Raw genomic sequence first — 17490 nt, forward strand, 5'->3', positions numbered from 1 at the left:
AACACCCGATGGGCCGGGGTCGTTGCGCTGGCACGTTGGGCGCGAGACTTGCGACATGCAGTTCTTGGATCCACGTGGTGTGCCGAGTCGGCCAGTCGAGCCGTACGCGAATACGGCCCTGTTGGCAGCCGGCGAATCCGTTGCGCTTTTCGCCAACGGCTTTCCTGACTCGGTGGCCTTCCTCCAGCACCTAGAGAAGTCACTGGCGCAGGAACTGCCGGGCGTGAACTTCATCCACCTCGACAAGGGCAACGCCAGCGCCCTGGCCAGCGAGGAACACCTCGCGACGATCGCCAGCACATGCTCTGCAGTCGTGACTGCCTACGGGCATTGAGGTAGCTGCACATCCGGCACCGTGCGTGACGGAATTGAAGTTGCTCGACGTGGCGGAGCGGCGGTTGCCCTGGTGACCGAGGTGTTCTGGCCTCAAGGCGACTCGGTCGCCGCTTCTGCTGGGATGCCCGACTTGCCGCGGTTGCGCTTGCCGCATCCGGTCGCCGGTAGTGGCCACGCAGCAATGGGCGAGTGCGCAGCGTCAATCGCTGCCCGTGTGGTCGCAGTCCTGCGTGGCGAAGCAACGCCCGACAATGTCTTACAAGGAAATGGATGACCGGGCTACTGAGTGCGGCCAACGAGGCGGAAGCACTCGAACTGCTCCACAATTCCGGTTGCACCGACGGGCTGCCAGTTGTCATTCCGACAGCGGACCGCGTCGCTCGCCTCGTGCTCGCATCAGGGTTGGACCCCGACATCGAATTGGGGGCCATGGGCCCCGGCGGCGGATCGACGACCATCGAGAAGGTCTCAACGAACGCAGTGATGGCCGGTTGCACCCCTGACTACATGCCGGTCGTCGTGGCAGCGATCCGAGCGATACTCCAAGTTGAATTTGATCTCGGTGAGATGCAGTCAACGACGCACTGCACGGCGCCGCTGATGATCGTCAACGGCCCGGTCATTGAGCACTGTGGCATCGCTGGCGGGTTCGGCGCACTCGGCCCCGGTCATCGCGCGAATGCTTCGATTGGACGAGCAGTTCGGCTCTGCATGATGAACATCGGCGATGCGCGTCCAGGTGTGTCCGACATGGCGCTGCTCGGCCATCCGGGTAAGTTCAGCTTCTGCCTCGCAGAGGCCGAGCGTTCGTCGCCGTGGGTGCCGCTGTCCGAATCTCTCGGGTATGCGCCCAACGAGTCGGTCGTGACGATCCTCGGTGCTGAGCCGCCCCACTCGGTGCTGTTCCAGAACGACGGTGACGACCCTGATTCGCCGGACAGGTTGCTCAGGGTGCTTGCCGCTGCCATCGCCAATACCGGGTCGAATAACGCCAACTTCTCGGGCGGAGCCGTGGCCGTCGCGCTCAATCCCGAACACGCCCAGGTGCTGGCCGGTGCGGGCTTGACTCGTTCCGACGTTCAGGCCGAACTGCAACGGCTCGCTGTCAACAGACGTGGACACATCCGATCGCTGAACACGGGTTTCCTCTCTGACGGGGCTGACGGCGACTTGATTCCAGCCGTTCGGCGTCCCGACGACATCGTCGTGTTCATTGCAGGAGGCAGCGGCCTGTACTCAGCGGTCTTCCCGTCGTGGGCCGCCGGGGCCCACCGCAATGCCATCGTTCACGAACCGGTTGCGACCGGCGCTGCATGTGACTTGCCGTGGGCGACCGGCTGAGCACACTTTTGTGGTGTTCATGCCGACCCACGGTCAGCGCTTTCCAAGAACGCCGTCGTCCCAGGACCTACTGGCAGTTGGACTGAGCGATCGCCAGGTACTCCTTGCGCCGTTGACGTCGTCGAATCCGACCCAGATGACTTGCTGTGCTGCTGATGCACGCTGGCTAGGTTCTTGGCGTGACCATTATCCACGCCAGCCCACTGCCGGACGTCGAAATCCCCGACGTCACGATCACCGCACACGTGCTCCGCAAGGTTGTCGACGTGCCCGAACGCGTCGCCATCCGTGACGCCGCCGGTACGAGTTCGTACACGTTCGCCGAGCTGAGCACTGCGATTCACTCGCTGGCCGGCGGGCTCGCGGCCCGTGGCGTCGCACCGGGAAAGGTTGTCGGACTGATGGCACCGAACGTTCCTGAGTACGCCGTAATTTTCCACGGGGTCGCGGTCGCCGGTGCGGCGGTCACCACGATCAACCCAACCTACGGAGCCGAAGAGGTCCGCCACCAGCTGCAAGATGCTGGTGCGAGCATGTTGTTTGTGGTCCCGATGTTCCTCGAGGTCGCCAGGGCAGCGATCGAAGGCACCGACGTCACCGAAATCGTCGTGATGGCTCCTTCCAGCGATGCCGCCCAAGGCACGACGTCGATGGATGACGTGTTCGGCGATCCAATCGAGCAGGTCGCCGTCGATGCCGCCGATCACACCGTTGTCCTGCCGTACTCGTCTGGCACCACCGGCATGCCGAAGGGCGTGATGCTCACCCATCGGAATCTCGTGGCCAACATCGAGCAGGTCAAGCACGCCATCCTCTACAAAGACGACGAAGTCGCCCTGGCGGCTCTGCCGTTCTTCCACATCTACGGTATGCAGGTCCTGATGAACGGCCTGATCGCCAACGGGGTCACGACCATCTCGATGCCTCGCTTCGACATGGTGGAAGCACTGCAGGCAGTCCAAGACCTCAAGATCACGCGCTTTTTCGCCGTGCCGCCGATCATCCTTGGACTCGCCAAACACCCCATCGTCGACCAGTACGACATGTCGTCGGTGCGTCAAATTTTCTCCGGGGCGGCTCCGCTGGGCGCCGAACTGGCCGCTGAAGCCGGTGCCCGCCTTGGTTGCGAAGTCGTTCAGGGCTTCGGTATGACCGAACTCAGTCCGGTCAGTCACTGCACCGTCGAAGGCGATTACCGGCCCGGAACGAGCGGTGTCACCGCATCCAACACCGAAAGCCGGATTGTCGATCCAGTCAGTGGCGAGGATCAAGGCGTCGGCGACCGAGGCGAGCTCTGGGTCCGTGGCCCGCAGGTGATGAAGGGCTACCTCAACAACGCCGAAGCTACTGCTGCGACCGTTGACGCTGACGGTTGGTTGCGTACAGGCGACGTGGCCATTATCGACGAATTCGGCCACATGACGATCGTCGATCGACTGAAGGAACTCATCAAGTTCAAGGGCTTTCAGGTTGCGCCCGCCGAGCTCGAAGCATTGATCATCACCCATCCAAAGGTGGCGGACGTGGCGGTCATTGGCATCCCCGATGACGAAGCAGGCGAGATTCCCAAGGCGTTCGTGACGCCGGTTGAAGGCGAAACCGTGACACTCGAAGAGATCCAGGAACTTGTGGCAGCGCACCTTGTCAGCTACAAGCAAATCAAGGTCCTCGAAGTGATTGAGGCAATCCCCAAAAGTGCGGCCGGCAAGATTCTCCGCAAGGAGTTACGCGCCCGGTGATCCCACTCGACGAAGTTGGCCCAACGATGGAGATCATTTCCAGCAGATCTTGGCGAACCTGAAATCAGCGCATCTTCCCGCGAGAAAGGAAACGATGCGACGCGAGCTGTCGACTGGTTGACCGCGCGGGGTACAGCTGGGCTTGTCACAATGGTCGGTATGGAAAAGTCTCGCTTCACCGTTGCCGACCTGACCGGGGCCGACCCGTACAAGTTGGCGACCGGCCTTGTCGTCCCCCGGCCGATCGGTTGGATCGGTTCGATCTCGGCTGACGGCGTCCCAAACCTCGCGCCCTATTCGTTCTTCAACTGTGTCTCTGGCATGCCGCCGACATTCGTCTTCGCGCCAGGCCGAGGCGGTCGAAAAGACACGCTCGCCAACGTACGCGAAGTCGGTGAGTTCAGCATCAACATCGTCACTGCCGAGGTCGTCGAGGCAATGAACGCCACAGCGGCAAGCCATGCCGCCGACGTTGACGAGTTCGCTGAGGCTGGCCTGACGGCGGCGCCGTCGGTATCGATTCGGCCGCCGATGGTGGGGGAGTGCCGAGCCAACATCGAGTGCGTTGTCACCCAGATCATCGACATTGGTCACCCGGACCACGGCAGTGCCCTGGTGATCGGTGAAGCCGTCGAGTTCCACATCGACGCAAAACTGCTCGACGGCACGCGCATTGATCAGTTCGATCTGAAAGCCGTCGGACGCCACGTTGGCAACGCATACAGCCACTCCACGGACCTGTTCGAGATCGTTCGGCCCGATTGATGGTCGACCCGTCGGGATGACGCTCGGTTGACGGCTTCGGCCGATTCCTGTAGTTTCCTTTTTGGTTAATCAACCAACAAGGAAAGTACAGATGCCGCCGAGCGCAGCAACAGCAGTAATCCAGAACAGGTTGGATGAGGCAGACCGGTTGAGTGAGACGTTTGCTGCGCTGGCGAACTCGACGCGCCGCGCGATCCTGGGCCAACTGATGCACGGCGCAGCGACCGTCAACGATTTGGCTGCGCCGTTCGACATGACCTTGCCAGCGATCTCGAAACACATCAAGGTGCTCGAACGGGCTGGCTTGATCACCCGTGGCCGCCAAGCGCAGTTTCGACCATGCGCCATTGACGGCGCTCCCCTCCTCGAAGTCGCTACCTGGGCAGAGCAGTACCGCGCGATCTGGGAAGGTCGCTTCGATCGCATGGCCGACTATCTCGAAGTTCTGCAGCTCGATCGACCGCAGTCTCCCCACACCAGCGAAGCGCAACAAAAGAACTGAGTATCACCATGACAAAGTCCACCAGCAGGTCCGTCGTCATCGAGCGCACGTTCGACGCTCCGCGTAGTCTCGTGTGGCAGAAGTGGAACGAATCCGCGCACTTCGCGGCCTGGTATGGCCCGATGGGTGCGTCGATCCCGGTCGCTGAGATGGACGTGAGCATCGGCGGTCGACGCCACATCTGCATGGCGATGGACACACCGAACGGGCCAATGCAAATGTGGTTCGTCGGTGAATACGTCGAGATCGTCGATGGTGAACGTCTCGTGTACACGGAGTCGATGTCGGACGCTGACGGCAACGTCGTCGACCCGGCGAGCATGGGCATGCCTCCCGGCGCGCCGACGACCACACAGATCATCGTCGAACTCAGCGACCTCGGCGGCAAGACGAAGATGGTCATGACGCACGAGGGTGTTCCTGCCGACAGCCCTGGCGCAATGGGATGGGGCATGGCTCTCGACAAGCTCGAGGCACGTGTTGGCGAACTCGCGAGCTGAAACTTGCCGCAAAGGGGCTGTCGTGCGGCAGAATAGGGAGCGATGGAGTTCTGGAAGCCGCACAAGCTCGCCTCGCCGCATGACGGCCAGATTTTTCTCAAGATGAACGACAAGGTCCGAACGACCGCCGAGGTTCATGGCGTTCCTGTCGGTACCGAGGGCAAGGTCATCCTCGCCAATGGGTTCAACTGGCAGCGCTATCGCGTGCTGTTCGAGAACGGCGCCGAAGTCGGCGATCTCGATCACCGCAACATCGAACCGATTGGCCGCACGGCAAAACGCCTCGCCAAGCTCGCTGCCAAAGACAGCTGATCCCGGGCCAACGCTCTGTTGGCTCTACCGATGACCGAGGGTGTGGTAGCGGGTCGAACCATTGATCCCCACCGGTACACTCGGGCCTCTGTGAAGAGTTCTGTAGAAGCCCTCGAGGGCAACCAAGTCAAGCTGTACGTCGAAGTCGAAGAAGCTGAGTTCGACGCCCAGATCGACAAGGCATTCAAGCTGATCGCCAAAGAGGTCCGACTCCCTGGCTTCCGCCCCGGCAAGGCGCCGCGCAAGGTGCTCGAAGCTCAAGTCGGCAAAGGCCCGGCTCGCGAGCAGGCGCTTCGTGACGGAGTGCCCGAGTACCTCGCCCGGGCTGTGCGTGAGAATGACGTCGACCTGATTGCGACCCCTCAAGTCGAGATCACCGACGGGCAAGAGTCTGGCCCGGTCGAGTTCGAAGCCACGTGCACGATCCGTCCGATCGTCGAAGTGCCCGGCTACGACTCCCTCACGATCGAACTCCCGGTTCTTGACGTCACCGAGGCAGATCTCGACGAGGCTCGTCAGGCTGAGCTCCGCAAGAGTGGCTCGCTCGTCGACGCCGATCGTCCGGCCGAAATTGGCGACTTCGTCACGCTTGATCTCGCGGCGTCTCGCGACGGCGAAGAAGTCATCGGTCTCAACACCGAAGACTGGAACTACGAACTCGGCCAAGGTTGGGTCACTGACGACTTTGATGAGCAGCTCACCGGCGCCTCAACTGGCGACGAACTGGCCTTCACTTCATCGCCAAAGGGCACCGAAGAGGAAGCCGACTTTACCGTCAAGGTCACCTTGGTCCAGAAGATGGAAATGCCAGAACTCACCGACGAGTGGGTCTCTGACAACACAGGCGAGTTCGACACGATCGACGCGTGGAGCGCTTCGCTCAAGGAGTCGATGCAGGAAGTCAAACTCAACCGGATGCGTCAGGGCCTGGTCACCAAGATCACGACCGCCCTCACCGGACTGACCGAGATCGAAGCACCCTTGTCGATGGTCGATTCCGATCTCAACCAGCGTGTGCAGAACACGATGCAACAGTTCCAGGCGCAGGGCATCGACTTTGCTCAGTGGATGCAGGCGACAGGCCAAGCGCCCGAGCAGTTCATCGAGTCGATGCGCGGCCAGTCCGAAGATGCCGTCAAATCTGACCTCGCGCTGCGTGCGGTAGCGGTTGCTCAAGCGTTCGTTGTCGAAGACCACGAACTTGAGGGTGAATACGCCCGGATGGCAATGCAGTACGGCCAGAAGGCCAAGGAAATCCGTCGGGCCTACGAGCAGAACGACGCCGTCCCTGAGCTGCTCGCGCAGATCAAGAAGAACAAGGCGCTCGACTGGCTCGTCCACAATGTCAACTTCGTCGACGAAGATGGCACTGCAATGGACCAAGACCTCGTTCTCGGCCATACTCACGACGAAGACGGCAATCACGTCCACGATCACTCCAGTGATGCAGCTGAGACGGCTGACCAGAACGACGACACGGACGCAACGTCCGAGGAAGCAGACGAGTCATGAACTTCGATCCCCGCGCCGCGTACGGTGCGCAGAGCTACCTGGTCCCGAACGTCATTGAGCAAACCAGTCGTGGTGAGCGCGCGTCCGACCTCTACAGTCGGATGCTCAAAGACAACATCATCTTCCTGCAGACGCCGGTCGACGACCAGATCGCCAGCCTCATCTCGGCACAGCTGATCCACCTCGAGTCGGAGAATCCCGACAAGGACATCAGCATCTATATCAACAGCCCCGGCGGCGACATCACCGCACTGTTCGCGATCTACGACACGATGCAGTTCATCAAGAACGACATTGCCACGATCTGTCTCGGCCAGGCCGCATCCGCAGCCGCCGTGCTGCTCGCTGCTGGTACCAAGGGGAAGCGTCTCGCACTGCCGCACTCACGAGTGCTGCTGCACCAGCCCTCCGGCCAGGTTGGCTACGGCCAGGTCACCGATCTTGAGCTCGCTGCGAAGGAAATTCTGCGCATGCGCGAGATCCTCGATGGCATCCTCGCCAAGCACACAGGTCAGCCGATCGAACGCATCCATGCTGACACTGACCGCGATTTCGTGATGGAAGCGAATGAGGCTCTGGAGTATGGCATCATCGATACGGTGATCACGTCCCGTGAGAGCGTGAACCGGGAAGGCCCGATTCGCTGACACTGCGAAAGGTGGGGTCCGCGATCGGGGGGCGCGGGTGGGGCACAATATCCCGCCCCGGGTTCGGTCGGGGTCAATGCAAACGACAAGTCCTTGAGGGGTAGCAACAGTGGCGAAATTCGGTGAGACCGGCGAACTGTTGAAATGCTCGTTCTGCGGTAAGTCGCAAAAGCAGGTCAAGAAGCTCATTGCCGGTCCAGGTGTCTATATCTGCGACGAATGCATCGACCTCTGCAACGAGATCATCGAAGAAGAACTCACCGAAACCGCTGAGCTCAGCTTCGACAATCTGCCGAACCCACGTGAAGTGCGTGCGTTCCTCGACGATTACGTCGTCGGTCAGATCGAAGCGAAGAAGATCCTGGCCGTGTCGGTGTACAACCACTACCGACGAATCCAGTATCAGAGCCAGGCCACCACGGTTGGCCGGCGTGACGACGTTGAACTGGCCAAGTCCAACATTCTCCTACTCGGTCCAACCGGTTGCGGCAAGACCCATCTGGCTCAGACGCTGGCTCGTCAGCTGAACGTTCCGTTCGCAGTTGCTGACGCCACGGCACTGACCGAAGCGGGCTACGTCGGCGAAGACGTCGAGAATATTCTGCTGAAGCTGATCCAGGCTGCTGACTTCGACGTCAAGCGCGCCGAGACCGGGATCGTCTACATCGATGAAATCGACAAGGTCGCGCGCAAGAGCGAGAACCCATCGATCACCCGTGACGTGTCCGGCGAGGGTGTGCAACAGGCGCTCCTCAAGATTCTCGAAGGCACGCAGGCATCAGTACCGCCTCAGGGCGGCCGTAAGCATCCGCACCAGGAATTCATCCAGATCGACACCACCAACGTGCTGTTCATTCTCGGTGGTGCATTCGCTGGGCTGGAAAAGATCATCGAGCAGCGCATTGGTCACAAGGGCATCGGCTTTAACGCCACCGTCCAGTCGTCCGAAGACAGAGATCCAGGCGAGCTGTTTGCTCAGGTCCTGCCCGAAGATCTCGTGAAATTCGGCATGATTCCGGAGTTCATCGGTCGCCTCCCGATGGTCGGCGCTGTCCGCAGCCTCGATAAAGCGGCACTGGTGTCGATTCTCACTGAGCCGAAGAACAGCCTGGTCAAGCAATACTGCAAGGTGTTCAGTTTCGAAGACGTCGAGCTCGAGTTCACCGAAGACGGCCTCGACGCGATCGCTGACCAAGCCTTGCTTCGGGCGACCGGCGCCCGTGGCCTTCGTGCGATTATGGAAGAAGTCCTGCTCGACACGATGTACGAGCTGCCGGGCCGCGACGACGTCAGCAAGGTCGTCATCGATCGCGCCGTCGTTATCGACAAGGTCAACCCGACGCTGGTACCCAAGAAGGCCCAGCGCCAGCGAAAAGCTGCGAGCTAGAGGGCTTCGCCCGAGCGTTCCAAGCACGACTTCGTCGTGCGTCACTGTCTCAGTACGCCCCTAGATTCTTACCTGTGAGATCTGACTCTGATGAATACTGACTTCACCTACGAGACAGCGCTTGCGTATCTCGACGACCACGCCTCGTACCAGAAGACGGGTCGGATCGATTCGCCGTCCACCGATGTGATCGAGGCGTTCTGCTCGGTCATGGGCGACCCGCAGCACTGTGCGCCGGTGATTCACGTCACCGGCACGAACGGCAAGGGCTCAACCGTTCAAATGATTTCGCGGATGCTCGCCGCTGCCGGCCTGAGCGTCGGCACTTACACGAGTCCCCATCTTGAGCGAGTCAACGAACGGATGCGTCGCAACGGCGAGTCGATCAGCGACGAGGAGTTCGCCGAGCAGATCGCCGCGATCGCCGACCTCGAAGCGGTCGTCGGAATGCGTCCCAGCTACTTCGAAATCATGACCGCTGCTGCTTTCCGTTGGTTCGCCGACCTTGCTGTCGACGTCATGGTGATCGAGGTCGGAATCCTCGGCAGGTGGGACGCGACCAACGTCGTCAACCCAGTCGTCGCGGTCGTCACGAACATTGGTATGGACCACATGGAGTTCGCCGGGCCGACACTGGCTCACATCGCTACCGAGAAGGCCGGCATCATTAAGCCTGGCTGCGCCGCAGTCATCGGTGAGACCCGGCCGGATCTCGTCGAGATCTTCCAAAACGCCGGCGCCGCCACGACCATCGTGCGCGGTGAAGACTTCGACGTCGACAGTAACGCTCTGGCGGTCGGGGGTCGCGTCCTCGACCTCCGCACCCCGACGACGCTCTATCCCGATGTCTTCGTCCCGCTGCATGGCGCCTATCAGGGTGTCAATGCTGCTGTCGCACTCACGGCCGTCGAGGTGTTCTTCGCCAATCCGCCTTCCGGTGACATCGTCACTGAAGGAATGTCCGAAGTGTCGATGCCTGGCCGGTTCGAAGTGCTCGGCCGTCAGCCGCTCACGATCATCGACGGTGCACACAACCCGGTCGGTGCTGACACTTGCGCACAGGTCTTCTTCGATGATTTCCATCCGGAAGGGCGACGCCTCCTCGTGTTCGGCACGCTGCGCGAGCCGGGCGAAATGCTCGCGGCGCTGCGCGCTGACGAATTCGATGCCGTGTTTGCCTGCACCGCTCCGTCGCCGCGTGGCGTGCCGGCAGCGCAGGTCGTTGCTGCCGCAAAAGAACTCGGCTGCGAAAATGTTTCCGCATACGACACGGTCGCGGAAGCGTGCCGCCGTGCGCTTGAGTACGCCGACGGCGACGATGCAGTCCTCGTCTGCGGCAGTCTCTACACGGCCGGCGAAGCTCGCCCCGTGGTCCAGCGCCACTCCAACTGACCCCCTCAACCCAAAAAACCTGGAGTCAAGTTTTGCGTGAGCGAGTGAGGCGTCGTTTCCTGCAATCGCTCACACAAAACTGGGAGTCGAGTTGTGCGTGAGCGCGCGATGCAGGCGGTAACGATAGCGTCGTCGCCCATGTCTGATCGCACACTCGTCCTCCTGAAGCCCGACACCGTGGAGCGCAAGCTCATGGGTCAAGTGATCTCCCGCTTCGAAGCCAAGAACCTCGACATCGTTGCTCTGGAGCTCCGTCAGCTCGACGCGGACACGCTTGCGCGTCACTACGAAGAGCACGTTGGTAAGGGCTTTTACGGCGAGCTCGTCGAGTTCATGAGCCGGGGCCCGGTCGTCGCCATCGTGGTCGAAGGTCCCGAAGACACGTGGGAAGTCGTCCGCACCATGGTGGGTGCCACCAACCCGCGCGGCGCCGCACCCGGGACCATCCGCGGCGACCTGGGCATCCTCTTTACCGAGAACCTTGTGCACGGCAGCGACTCGCTCGAGTCGGCTCAGCGTGAAATCGGTATCTTCTTCCCGAATCTGTAACATTCGACAGCCCTGGTACTGTTCGGGGTGAGAATTTCGGCGGCCTCGTCTTGCTGGCGGGATCGTCGGTGCCTGACAAAACTCGAACCTATTCGGACTACAGCTCGTGAAGGGAAGGCCAGATCATGGCCCGTAACAATCCACTCAGCCTGGGGCGTGATCTCGCGATCGACCTCGGTACGGCGAACACACTTATTTATGTGCGTGGCCAAGGGATTGTGCTTGACGAGCCGTCTGTCGTTGCTATCAACGCCAACGACGGTCGACCCGTTGCTGTTGGTCTCGAAGCGAAGCGCATGATTGGCCGTACACCCAACCACATCAAGGCCATCCGGCCGCTCAAAGACGGCGTCATTGCCGACTTCGAGGTGTGCGAGAAGATGCTGCGCTACTTCATCCAGAAGGTGCACGCATCGAAGTGGAGCAAGCCGCGCATGGTCATTTGTGTGCCATCCGGCATCACCGGTGTCGAGCAGCGCGCCGTGCAAGATGCAGCCGAATACGCCGGTGCCCGCAAGCCGGTGCACATCATCGAAGAGCCAATGGCGGCTGCGATCGGCGCCGACCTGCCGGTGCACGAGCCGTCCGGTAACATGATCGTCGACATCGGCGGTGGCACGACTGAGGTCGCCGTCATCTCGCTTGGTGGCATCGTCACAGCGCAGTCGGTGCGTGTTGCCGGCGACGAACTCGACGAGGCCGTCATGCAATACATCAAGAAAGAGTTCTCGTTGGCGATCGGCGAACGCACCGCCGAGGAGATCAAAATCCAAATGGGTTCTGCGTGGCCCATGGAACAAGAGATCACCGCCGACATCCGCGGCCGCGACCTCATTTCGGGCTTACCACGCACCCTGCAAGTGACCACCGAACACATCCGCGAGGCCCTTGCCGAGCCAATCAATGCGATCATCGACGCAGTGAAGATGACCCTCGACAAGACACCGCCTGAACTCGCTGCCGACATTATGCAAGACGGCATCATGCTCACCGGCGGGGGCGCCCTGCTCGGCGGAATCGACCAGCGGCTTGCCCACGAAACCGGCATGCCTATCCGTATCGCCGACGAGCCGCTGTACAGCGTCGTCGTCGGTTCCGGCCGTGCACTCGAGAACATTGATGCAATGCGCGGGCTGATGTCGCTCGGAGGGGAACGCTGACCGTCTTCGGACTGGGTCGGTCCCTGATTCCGGGAACCTTCTGACATGGCGATATACACCGTCGGCCGCCGACGAGTCATTTTTGCGCTTCTCCTCACGTGTGCACTGCTGCTTACCCTTGATTTGCGCGGCAACCCTGTCCTCGACCGCGTTCGCGACGGGTTCTCGAGGGCAATGAGCCCTGTTGAGTCGGCCACGGACGTGATCACGACTCCACTCGGGCGTGCATGGAACGGCATCACAAAATTCGACGATCTTGAACGTGAGAACCAGGCGCTTCACGACCAGGTCGATCGACTGATTGGGACACAGGCCACGGCACGCCTCAGTGTCGAGGAGTACCAGGAGCTGTTGGCGCTCCTCAGCCTGGACTCGCTGGCTGGCATTCCGACCGAAGTCGCCAAAGTCGTGGGTGCATCGTCAAACAACCTCGATCAAATCATTGAGATCAACAAGGGCCGCAGCTCTGGGTTCAAGGTTGGTATGCCGGTCGTCAACCAGGCGGGTCTCATCGGCAAGATCACCAGCGTCACCGACAACACTGCCAAGGTGTTGCTGATCACCGATGCGCGTTACGCCGTCCCTGTTCGTGTGCTTGGTGCACCGGAGGCCGACAGCATCCCGACCAACACCAATCCTTCAGGTCAGACGAACGAGGAGTTGAAGGACCTGGTCGCCACGACAGCGGGGCCGTCCACGACGCTCGTGACCGATGTGCTCAACACGGGGACCACCCTGCCGCAGAATGACTCGGGCTCCGTCACCGTCGCAGAAGATGGCACGATCGTGACCGACCCGGCCGCGCCCGGTGACGAGGCCCTCAAACCAACCGTCGGCGATACACCAATCGGTCTCGATGATTCGACGGATCTGGTTGTCGCGACCACGACCACGACTACCGTTCTGGCACTCGCGGCCAAGGAGTTCGGAGCACTGGAAGGCCGTGGCCGAGGTCTCATCCCGCAGATCCGTTTCCTCCAGGACAACCCGAGCATCGCGGTCCTCCAAGCGGGAGATCTGGTCGTGACCGCCGGCGGCTTCGACAGCCTTGCCCCGCCGGACATCCCCGTTGGTGTCGTGATCAATCGTGCCGACCGTTCAGGTCCCGGTGGTCCCCTGCTCGACGTACTTCCGTATGCCGACGTCACAAAGCTGAACTTCATTCGCGTCGTTAAGTACACCCCGCTGTCCGAAGTCGAGCAGTGAAGGGCGCAAGCCCAGCACGGAACGCCGGCTGATGCTTGCTGCGATCTGGCAAGGCCCGTTCATCCGACTCGTTCCAGTCGGCATGGTGCTGCTCGCACTGCAACGATCGCTGTTCGTTGAAATCACCATCGCTGGGGTGATCATTCAGGTCGTCCTCGCACTCGCTGCGGCTGCCGGAGCGGCGGCTGGTTCGGAGCGGGGTGCAATCGCCGGGTTCACGCTCGGCGTGATGTACGACATGGTCGAAGGGCTCCCGATCGGCTCAACGGCAATCGCCATGACACTGGCCGGTGCCGTCGCCGGGCTACTTGCGTTGATCGTTGCCGACCCGCAGTGGTGGCTGGCGATGATGTTCACCACCCTCGGAGCAGCGGTTGGCGAAGTGATGCTCCCTGTTGTCCGCCTGTTCACTGGCGTCGCCGATCCATTCGAGCCACGTCTGACGATCATTGTCCCCGTGGTTGCTATTGCCGCGGGCCTCTTGAGCCCGGTCTTCGTACCGTTGGCGCGCTGGTGTCTTCGGATCAAGCGCGCCGAGTGGGTGGCGCCGCTGCGCGAGCCGGCGCTCTGAAACGTTCGGTGAACACGCCCAGGCGCGGTCCACGTGGCCGAAGTGGGCAACTACATTACGGTTGTGTGAAGAACGACCGCATTGAGCTGACGCCGATCCACGTGGATGAAGGGGCACACTGACAACATGGCTGCTGACAAGCGTGCAACCAGGCTTGGCGTTCTCGCTGTCGTGGGCACTCTGCTCTTCTCGCTCGTCGGCGCTCGCCTCTGGTTCTTGCAGACGGTTGAAGCGGAATCGCTGCAGCAGGAAGTCGACATCACCAAGGTACGTACAAAGCCATTAATTCCGGAACGCGGCCGCATCTTTGATGCCGACGGCCGCATCGTTGCCGACAACCAACGCTCGCTCTCGGTCGCGGTCGACTGGGAACTACTGCGCCGCGACAGCCAGCGTGAGGAAATTTTCCGACGTCTGTCGGGCTGGGTCGATGTGCCAGTCGAAGAGATGGAAGATCGCTTCCAACGCGGCATTTTCGACACGCTGTTGCCGATGCCCGTGGCGGAAGACATCGACGAGCGCACAGCGATTGCTATCCAAGAGCGCGTGGAAGACCTGCCGGGCGTCACGATCATCGAAGACTCCCAGCGGGTGTATCCGTACGCCCCGTTGGCGAGCCATGTCGTTGGATACATGGGCGCTATTACGGCCGAGACGAAAGACCAGTACACGAGCAACGGCTACTCGCTGAATGAGCGCGTCGGGCAGTTCGGCGTCGAACTGAGTATGGAGCAAGAGCTCCACGGCGAGTGGGGCTACATCAAGTTTGAGGTCGACAACCGAAACCGCATCGTGAACGTGATCGAAGAAGTGCCGCCGATCAACGGGCGAGACATTCAGCTGACGATCGACCTCGATCAACAGCAGTACGCCGAGCAGGTGCTCGAAACGCAGCTTCGACTTCGGCAGCAGGCAGTTGCCAAGAATCCCCTCGACAGGGACACGAACTTCACAACCCGTGCGTTCTACGAGATCAACGCTGAAACCGGCGAGAAGGACTATTACCCGGAAGAGGTGCCGTTCAAAGCGCCGGCCGGAGCGGTGGTAGTGCAGAACCACGAGAACGGGCACGTCATTGCAATGGCGTCGTATCCGACGTTCGACAACCGGTGGTTCGAATCCGACCTCAGTGGTGGCAAGTTCGGAGAGATCTTTGACGCGACCGACTTGGAAGCCGTCGAGTACGACCCGGTGACGGGTGAGGCGATTCCTGACACGATCAAGACCGACCCCGACCGTTCCACGTTGGTCAACCGCGCAATCCAGGGTCGCTACAACCTCGGTTCCACGTTTAAGCCATTCACCGCGTATGCCGGGCTGAGCACCGGGCTCCTCACCACGACCGAAACCTACGAAGACACGGGCACCTACAAGATGGTGTCAGTCGACAGGGACAAATGTGAGTCAGGCCTCGTCCGCTGTGTCTACAAGAACGCCAACTGCCCATTCGGTGGGCCTTGCGTGTACGGCACCGTCGACGTGGAGACAGCGCTTGCCGTGTCGAGCGATGCGTTCTTTTACCGGATCGGCGAGCTGATCATGGAAGAGAATGTGCAGAAGGATTTGCTCCAGCAGGAGGTCCGTCTGTTCGGCTTCGGTTCCGACACCGGCATCGACCTTCCCTTCGAATTCGACGGCACTGTTCCGGACCGGGAGCTCAAGGAGCGCTACGCCGCTAACAAAGTGATCAGCAAGGACGAGGGCACTGGTTACTTCACGGGCGATAATGTTCAGCTCGCTATCGGTCAGGGTCTGTTGTCGGCGTCGCCCCTTCAGCTCGCTGTTGGTTACGGCACCATTGCGAACTCCGGGTTTGTGATGAAGCCGGAGATCATTAAGGCCGTGTTCGAAGCCGGTGTTCCTGACTCCGATCGGCAGGGATATGCCGACATCTCGAAGGCTCGCTTCGCCGAAGAGCCGAACGTGGACGGCGAAGTCGTTCGGCAGATCCCGATGCCTGCAGAGATCCGCGACGCGATCAGCTCAGGATTACGTCGAGTCATCACCGGGCCAGGCCACTTCAGCGACTACCTCCACAGCACCACCGGCCAAAGGCTGTTCTTCGACTACCCGGCGTCGGCTATCCCGATTGCCGGCAAAACCGGCACAGCGCAGGGCCGCAACAACTTACCGTGGAACGACTCGTCGGCCTTCGCCGCCTACAGTATCGACCCCGAGCAGCCGTACACCGTTGCCGCGTACCTCGAAAAGAGCGGCTACGGCGCGACCGCAGCTGGCCCGGTTGTCAAATGTATTTTCCTCCAGCTCTCGGGAATTGCGCCGACTGATCCGGTGACGATCTCAGAGCTGCTCGATACCAATTCGATCTTCCCGGCAGCACCGAAGAACCTCAAAGACACCAGCTGCTTCTCCCGTCGTGGCTGATCAGGCAGACTGGTCGTACTGATGGCCACTTCTTTTCTCTCCCGCAAGCCCGACTCGAGGCTTGGCAACATCAGTGCGAGCCCGGCTGATCCCAGTCGCAACATCGATTGGGTGTTGATGACGGTGCAGATCGTGTTGACGATCATGGGTGGCTTCATCGTCTTCTCGGCATCGAGGACGCGCCTCGTTGGCGATCCGTATGCGTTTGTGACTCGACAGGTCATCTTCGCGTTCGTCGCCGCGGTCGTGATGTTCGTCGTGATGGCGTTCGACTACGAAGTCTGGAAGGAACGCGCGAGGTTCTTGTATGGCCTCACATTGGTCGTGCTGGTCTTGCTGATCTTGCTCGGCATCGCGAGCGGTGAAGACCGCATCTCATTCGATCTCGGCCCGTTCAACGTCCAGCCAGCTGAGCTCGCCAAGTTCACCACGCTGCTGATGCTGGCGGTCTACCTCGCTGATGAACGTAGCGACGAGGTGTCGTATCCACGATTCCTTGGTGGTTTGCTGATCGTTGGCGCACCAGCTGTGCTGATCGTGATCCAGCCCGACCTGGGATCAGCTTCGGTGATCATTTCTCTCGCGATGGGAGTGCTGCTCGTTGCAGGAGCCAAGGCCCGATACATCGCGATGATCAGCATCTTGTCTGTTGCGACCGTCGCTGCAGCGTTCTTCGGGCAGCTCGTCAACGACTACCAATCGGCACGAATCCGGGCGCTGATCAACCCCGCAGCTGCCGGTGCTGATGAGACGTATCAGGCTGAGAATGCGATGCGCGCCATCGGTACCGGCGGGGTGTGGGGCAAGGGTTGGCTGCAGGGGCCGCTGACGAACGGGCGCGACATCCCCGTCATGTGGGCCGACTTCCCGTTCGCTGCAGTCGGTGAACAGTTCGGCCTCGTCGGCTGTACCGCGATTCTCGGCCTCCTTGGGGTTGCTCTGATCCGTGTGTGGCGAATTGCCCACCTCTCACGCGACCTGCTCGGCACCTACATCTGCGCTGGCGTGTTCACGATGCTGCTCTGGCAGATCTTCCAGAATGTGGGGATGACGTTGCGGATCATGCCGGTCACCGGTCTGCCGCTCCCGTTTATCTCCTATGGTGGCTCTGGTTTGATTGTCTACTTCGCAATGTTCGGCCTGGTACAAAGCGTGCACATGCGCAGGATGCGCTGAGCGGAGCTCA

17 protein-coding genes are annotated in these 17490 nt (G+C 61.0%); all 17 read left to right on the top strand.

What is annotated here, in order from left to right; translation table 11 throughout:
• Window positions 1-55 precede the first annotated feature (55 nt).
• The 17 genes from ACH2EI_RS02835 (at window position 56) to ACH2EI_RS02915 (ending at window position 17480) form a co-directional block, all read left to right on the top strand.
• Window positions 56-610: a UGSC family (seleno)protein gene (locus ACH2EI_RS02835; protein ID WP_395153509.1), complete on the top strand. Its 555-nt coding sequence runs from the start codon at window positions 56-58 to the stop codon at window positions 608-610.
• Window positions 607-1677 carry a hypothetical protein gene (locus ACH2EI_RS02840; RefSeq protein ID WP_395159101.1) on the top strand — a complete coding sequence of 357 codons (1071 nt, stop codon included), beginning with the start codon at window positions 607-609 and terminating at the stop codon, window positions 1675-1677. The genes ACH2EI_RS02835 and ACH2EI_RS02840 overlap by 4 nt, the downstream gene beginning before the upstream one ends.
• A 179-nt stretch (window positions 1678-1856) precedes the next feature.
• Window positions 1857-3416 (top strand): AMP-binding protein, encoded by a 1560-nt coding sequence (locus tag ACH2EI_RS02845; protein WP_395159103.1) that lies wholly within the window; start codon window positions 1857-1859, stop codon window positions 3414-3416.
• 159 nt (window positions 3417-3575) lie between these two features.
• Window positions 3576-4181 (top strand): flavin reductase family protein, encoded by a 606-nt coding sequence (locus ACH2EI_RS02850; protein WP_395153512.1) that lies wholly within the window; start codon window positions 3576-3578, stop codon window positions 4179-4181.
• Between the two features lie 91 nt (window positions 4182-4272).
• The gene (locus tag ACH2EI_RS02855; RefSeq protein ID WP_395153513.1) at window positions 4273-4683 is read left to right on the top strand and encodes an ArsR/SmtB family transcription factor; all 411 of its coding nucleotides are present in this window, start codon (window positions 4273-4275) and stop codon (window positions 4681-4683) included.
• Between the two features lie 8 nt (window positions 4684-4691).
• Window positions 4692-5183, top strand: a complete 492-nt coding sequence (locus ACH2EI_RS02860; RefSeq protein ID WP_395153514.1) for an SRPBCC domain-containing protein — start codon at window positions 4692-4694, stop codon at window positions 5181-5183.
• Window positions 5184-5225: 42 nt separating this feature from the next.
• A complete protein-coding gene (locus tag ACH2EI_RS02865) occupies window positions 5226-5495 on the top strand; it encodes a hypothetical protein (RefSeq protein ID WP_395153515.1) in 270 nt (89 codons plus the stop codon).
• 90 nt (window positions 5496-5585) lie between these two features.
• The gene (gene tig, locus ACH2EI_RS02870; protein WP_395153516.1) at window positions 5586-7007 is read left to right on the top strand and encodes a trigger factor; all 1422 of its coding nucleotides are present in this window, start codon (window positions 5586-5588) and stop codon (window positions 7005-7007) included.
• On the top strand, window positions 7004-7654 hold the full coding sequence (locus ACH2EI_RS02875; protein ID WP_395153517.1) for an ATP-dependent Clp protease proteolytic subunit: 651 nt from the start codon (window positions 7004-7006) through the stop codon (window positions 7652-7654). The genes tig and ACH2EI_RS02875 overlap by 4 nt, the downstream gene beginning before the upstream one ends.
• A 109-nt stretch (window positions 7655-7763) precedes the next feature.
• Window positions 7764-9041 (top strand): ATP-dependent Clp protease ATP-binding subunit ClpX, encoded by a 1278-nt coding sequence (gene clpX / locus ACH2EI_RS02880; RefSeq protein ID WP_395159105.1) that lies wholly within the window; start codon window positions 7764-7766, stop codon window positions 9039-9041.
• 90 nt (window positions 9042-9131) lie between these two features.
• On the top strand, window positions 9132-10433 hold the full coding sequence (locus ACH2EI_RS02885) for a bifunctional folylpolyglutamate synthase/dihydrofolate synthase (RefSeq protein ID WP_395159107.1): 1302 nt from the start codon (window positions 9132-9134) through the stop codon (window positions 10431-10433).
• Between the two features lie 138 nt (window positions 10434-10571).
• Window positions 10572-10982 carry a nucleoside-diphosphate kinase gene (ndk, locus tag ACH2EI_RS02890; protein WP_395153520.1) on the top strand — a complete coding sequence of 137 codons (411 nt, stop codon included), beginning with the start codon at window positions 10572-10574 and terminating at the stop codon, window positions 10980-10982.
• 125 nt (window positions 10983-11107) lie between these two features.
• Window positions 11108-12142 (top strand): rod shape-determining protein, encoded by a 1035-nt coding sequence (locus ACH2EI_RS02895; RefSeq protein WP_395159109.1) that lies wholly within the window; start codon window positions 11108-11110, stop codon window positions 12140-12142.
• A gap of 45 nt (window positions 12143-12187) precedes the next feature.
• Window positions 12188-13348 carry a rod shape-determining protein MreC gene (mreC, locus tag ACH2EI_RS02900; protein WP_395153522.1) on the top strand — a complete coding sequence of 387 codons (1161 nt, stop codon included), beginning with the start codon at window positions 12188-12190 and terminating at the stop codon, window positions 13346-13348.
• Between the two features lie 31 nt (window positions 13349-13379).
• Window positions 13380-13919, top strand: coding sequence for a hypothetical protein (locus ACH2EI_RS02905; RefSeq protein WP_395153523.1), 540 nt, complete (start codon window positions 13380-13382; stop codon window positions 13917-13919).
• 126 nt (window positions 13920-14045) lie between these two features.
• A complete protein-coding gene (locus ACH2EI_RS02910) occupies window positions 14046-16304 on the top strand; it encodes a penicillin-binding transpeptidase domain-containing protein (protein ID WP_395153524.1) in 2259 nt (752 codons plus the stop codon).
• A gap of 21 nt (window positions 16305-16325) precedes the next feature.
• Window positions 16326-17480 (top strand): FtsW/RodA/SpoVE family cell cycle protein, encoded by a 1155-nt coding sequence (locus ACH2EI_RS02915; RefSeq protein ID WP_395159111.1) that lies wholly within the window; start codon window positions 16326-16328, stop codon window positions 17478-17480.
• The last annotated feature ends 10 nt before the right edge of the window (window positions 17481-17490 follow it).

The sequence above is a fragment of the Ilumatobacter sp. genome (assembly GCF_041688325.1).
Taxonomy (GTDB): Bacteria; Actinomycetota; Acidimicrobiia; order Acidimicrobiales; family Ilumatobacteraceae; genus Ilumatobacter_A.

Bases quoted from the DNA above. Each gene is read 5' to 3' on its own strand.
- ACH2EI_RS02840 (WP_395159101.1), top strand. From the start codon at position 607: ATGACCGGGCTACTGAGTGCGGCCAACGAGGCGGAAGCACTCGAACTG.
- ACH2EI_RS02850 (WP_395153512.1), top strand. From the start codon at position 3,576: ATGGAAAAGTCTCGCTTCACCGTTGCCGACCTGACCGGGGCCGACCCG.
- ACH2EI_RS02855 (WP_395153513.1), top strand. From the start codon at position 4,273: ATGCCGCCGAGCGCAGCAACAGCAGTAATCCAGAACAGGTTGGATGAG.
- ACH2EI_RS02860 (WP_395153514.1), top strand. From the start codon at position 4,692: ATGACAAAGTCCACCAGCAGGTCCGTCGTCATCGAGCGCACGTTCGAC.
- ACH2EI_RS02865 (WP_395153515.1), top strand. From the start codon at position 5,226: ATGGAGTTCTGGAAGCCGCACAAGCTCGCCTCGCCGCATGACGGCCAG.
- ACH2EI_RS02875 (WP_395153517.1), top strand. From the start codon at position 7,004: ATGAACTTCGATCCCCGCGCCGCGTACGGTGCGCAGAGCTACCTGGTC.
- ACH2EI_RS02885 (WP_395159107.1), top strand. From the start codon at position 9,132: ATGAATACTGACTTCACCTACGAGACAGCGCTTGCGTATCTCGACGAC.
- ndk (WP_395153520.1), top strand. From the start codon at position 10,572: ATGTCTGATCGCACACTCGTCCTCCTGAAGCCCGACACCGTGGAGCGC.
- ACH2EI_RS02895 (WP_395159109.1), top strand. From the start codon at position 11,108: ATGGCCCGTAACAATCCACTCAGCCTGGGGCGTGATCTCGCGATCGAC.
- mreC (WP_395153522.1), top strand. From the start codon at position 12,188: ATGGCGATATACACCGTCGGCCGCCGACGAGTCATTTTTGCGCTTCTC.
- ACH2EI_RS02905 (WP_395153523.1), top strand. From the start codon at position 13,380: ATGCTTGCTGCGATCTGGCAAGGCCCGTTCATCCGACTCGTTCCAGTC.
- ACH2EI_RS02910 (WP_395153524.1), top strand. From the start codon at position 14,046: ATGGCTGCTGACAAGCGTGCAACCAGGCTTGGCGTTCTCGCTGTCGTG.
- ACH2EI_RS02915 (WP_395159111.1), top strand. From the start codon at position 16,326: ATGGCCACTTCTTTTCTCTCCCGCAAGCCCGACTCGAGGCTTGGCAAC.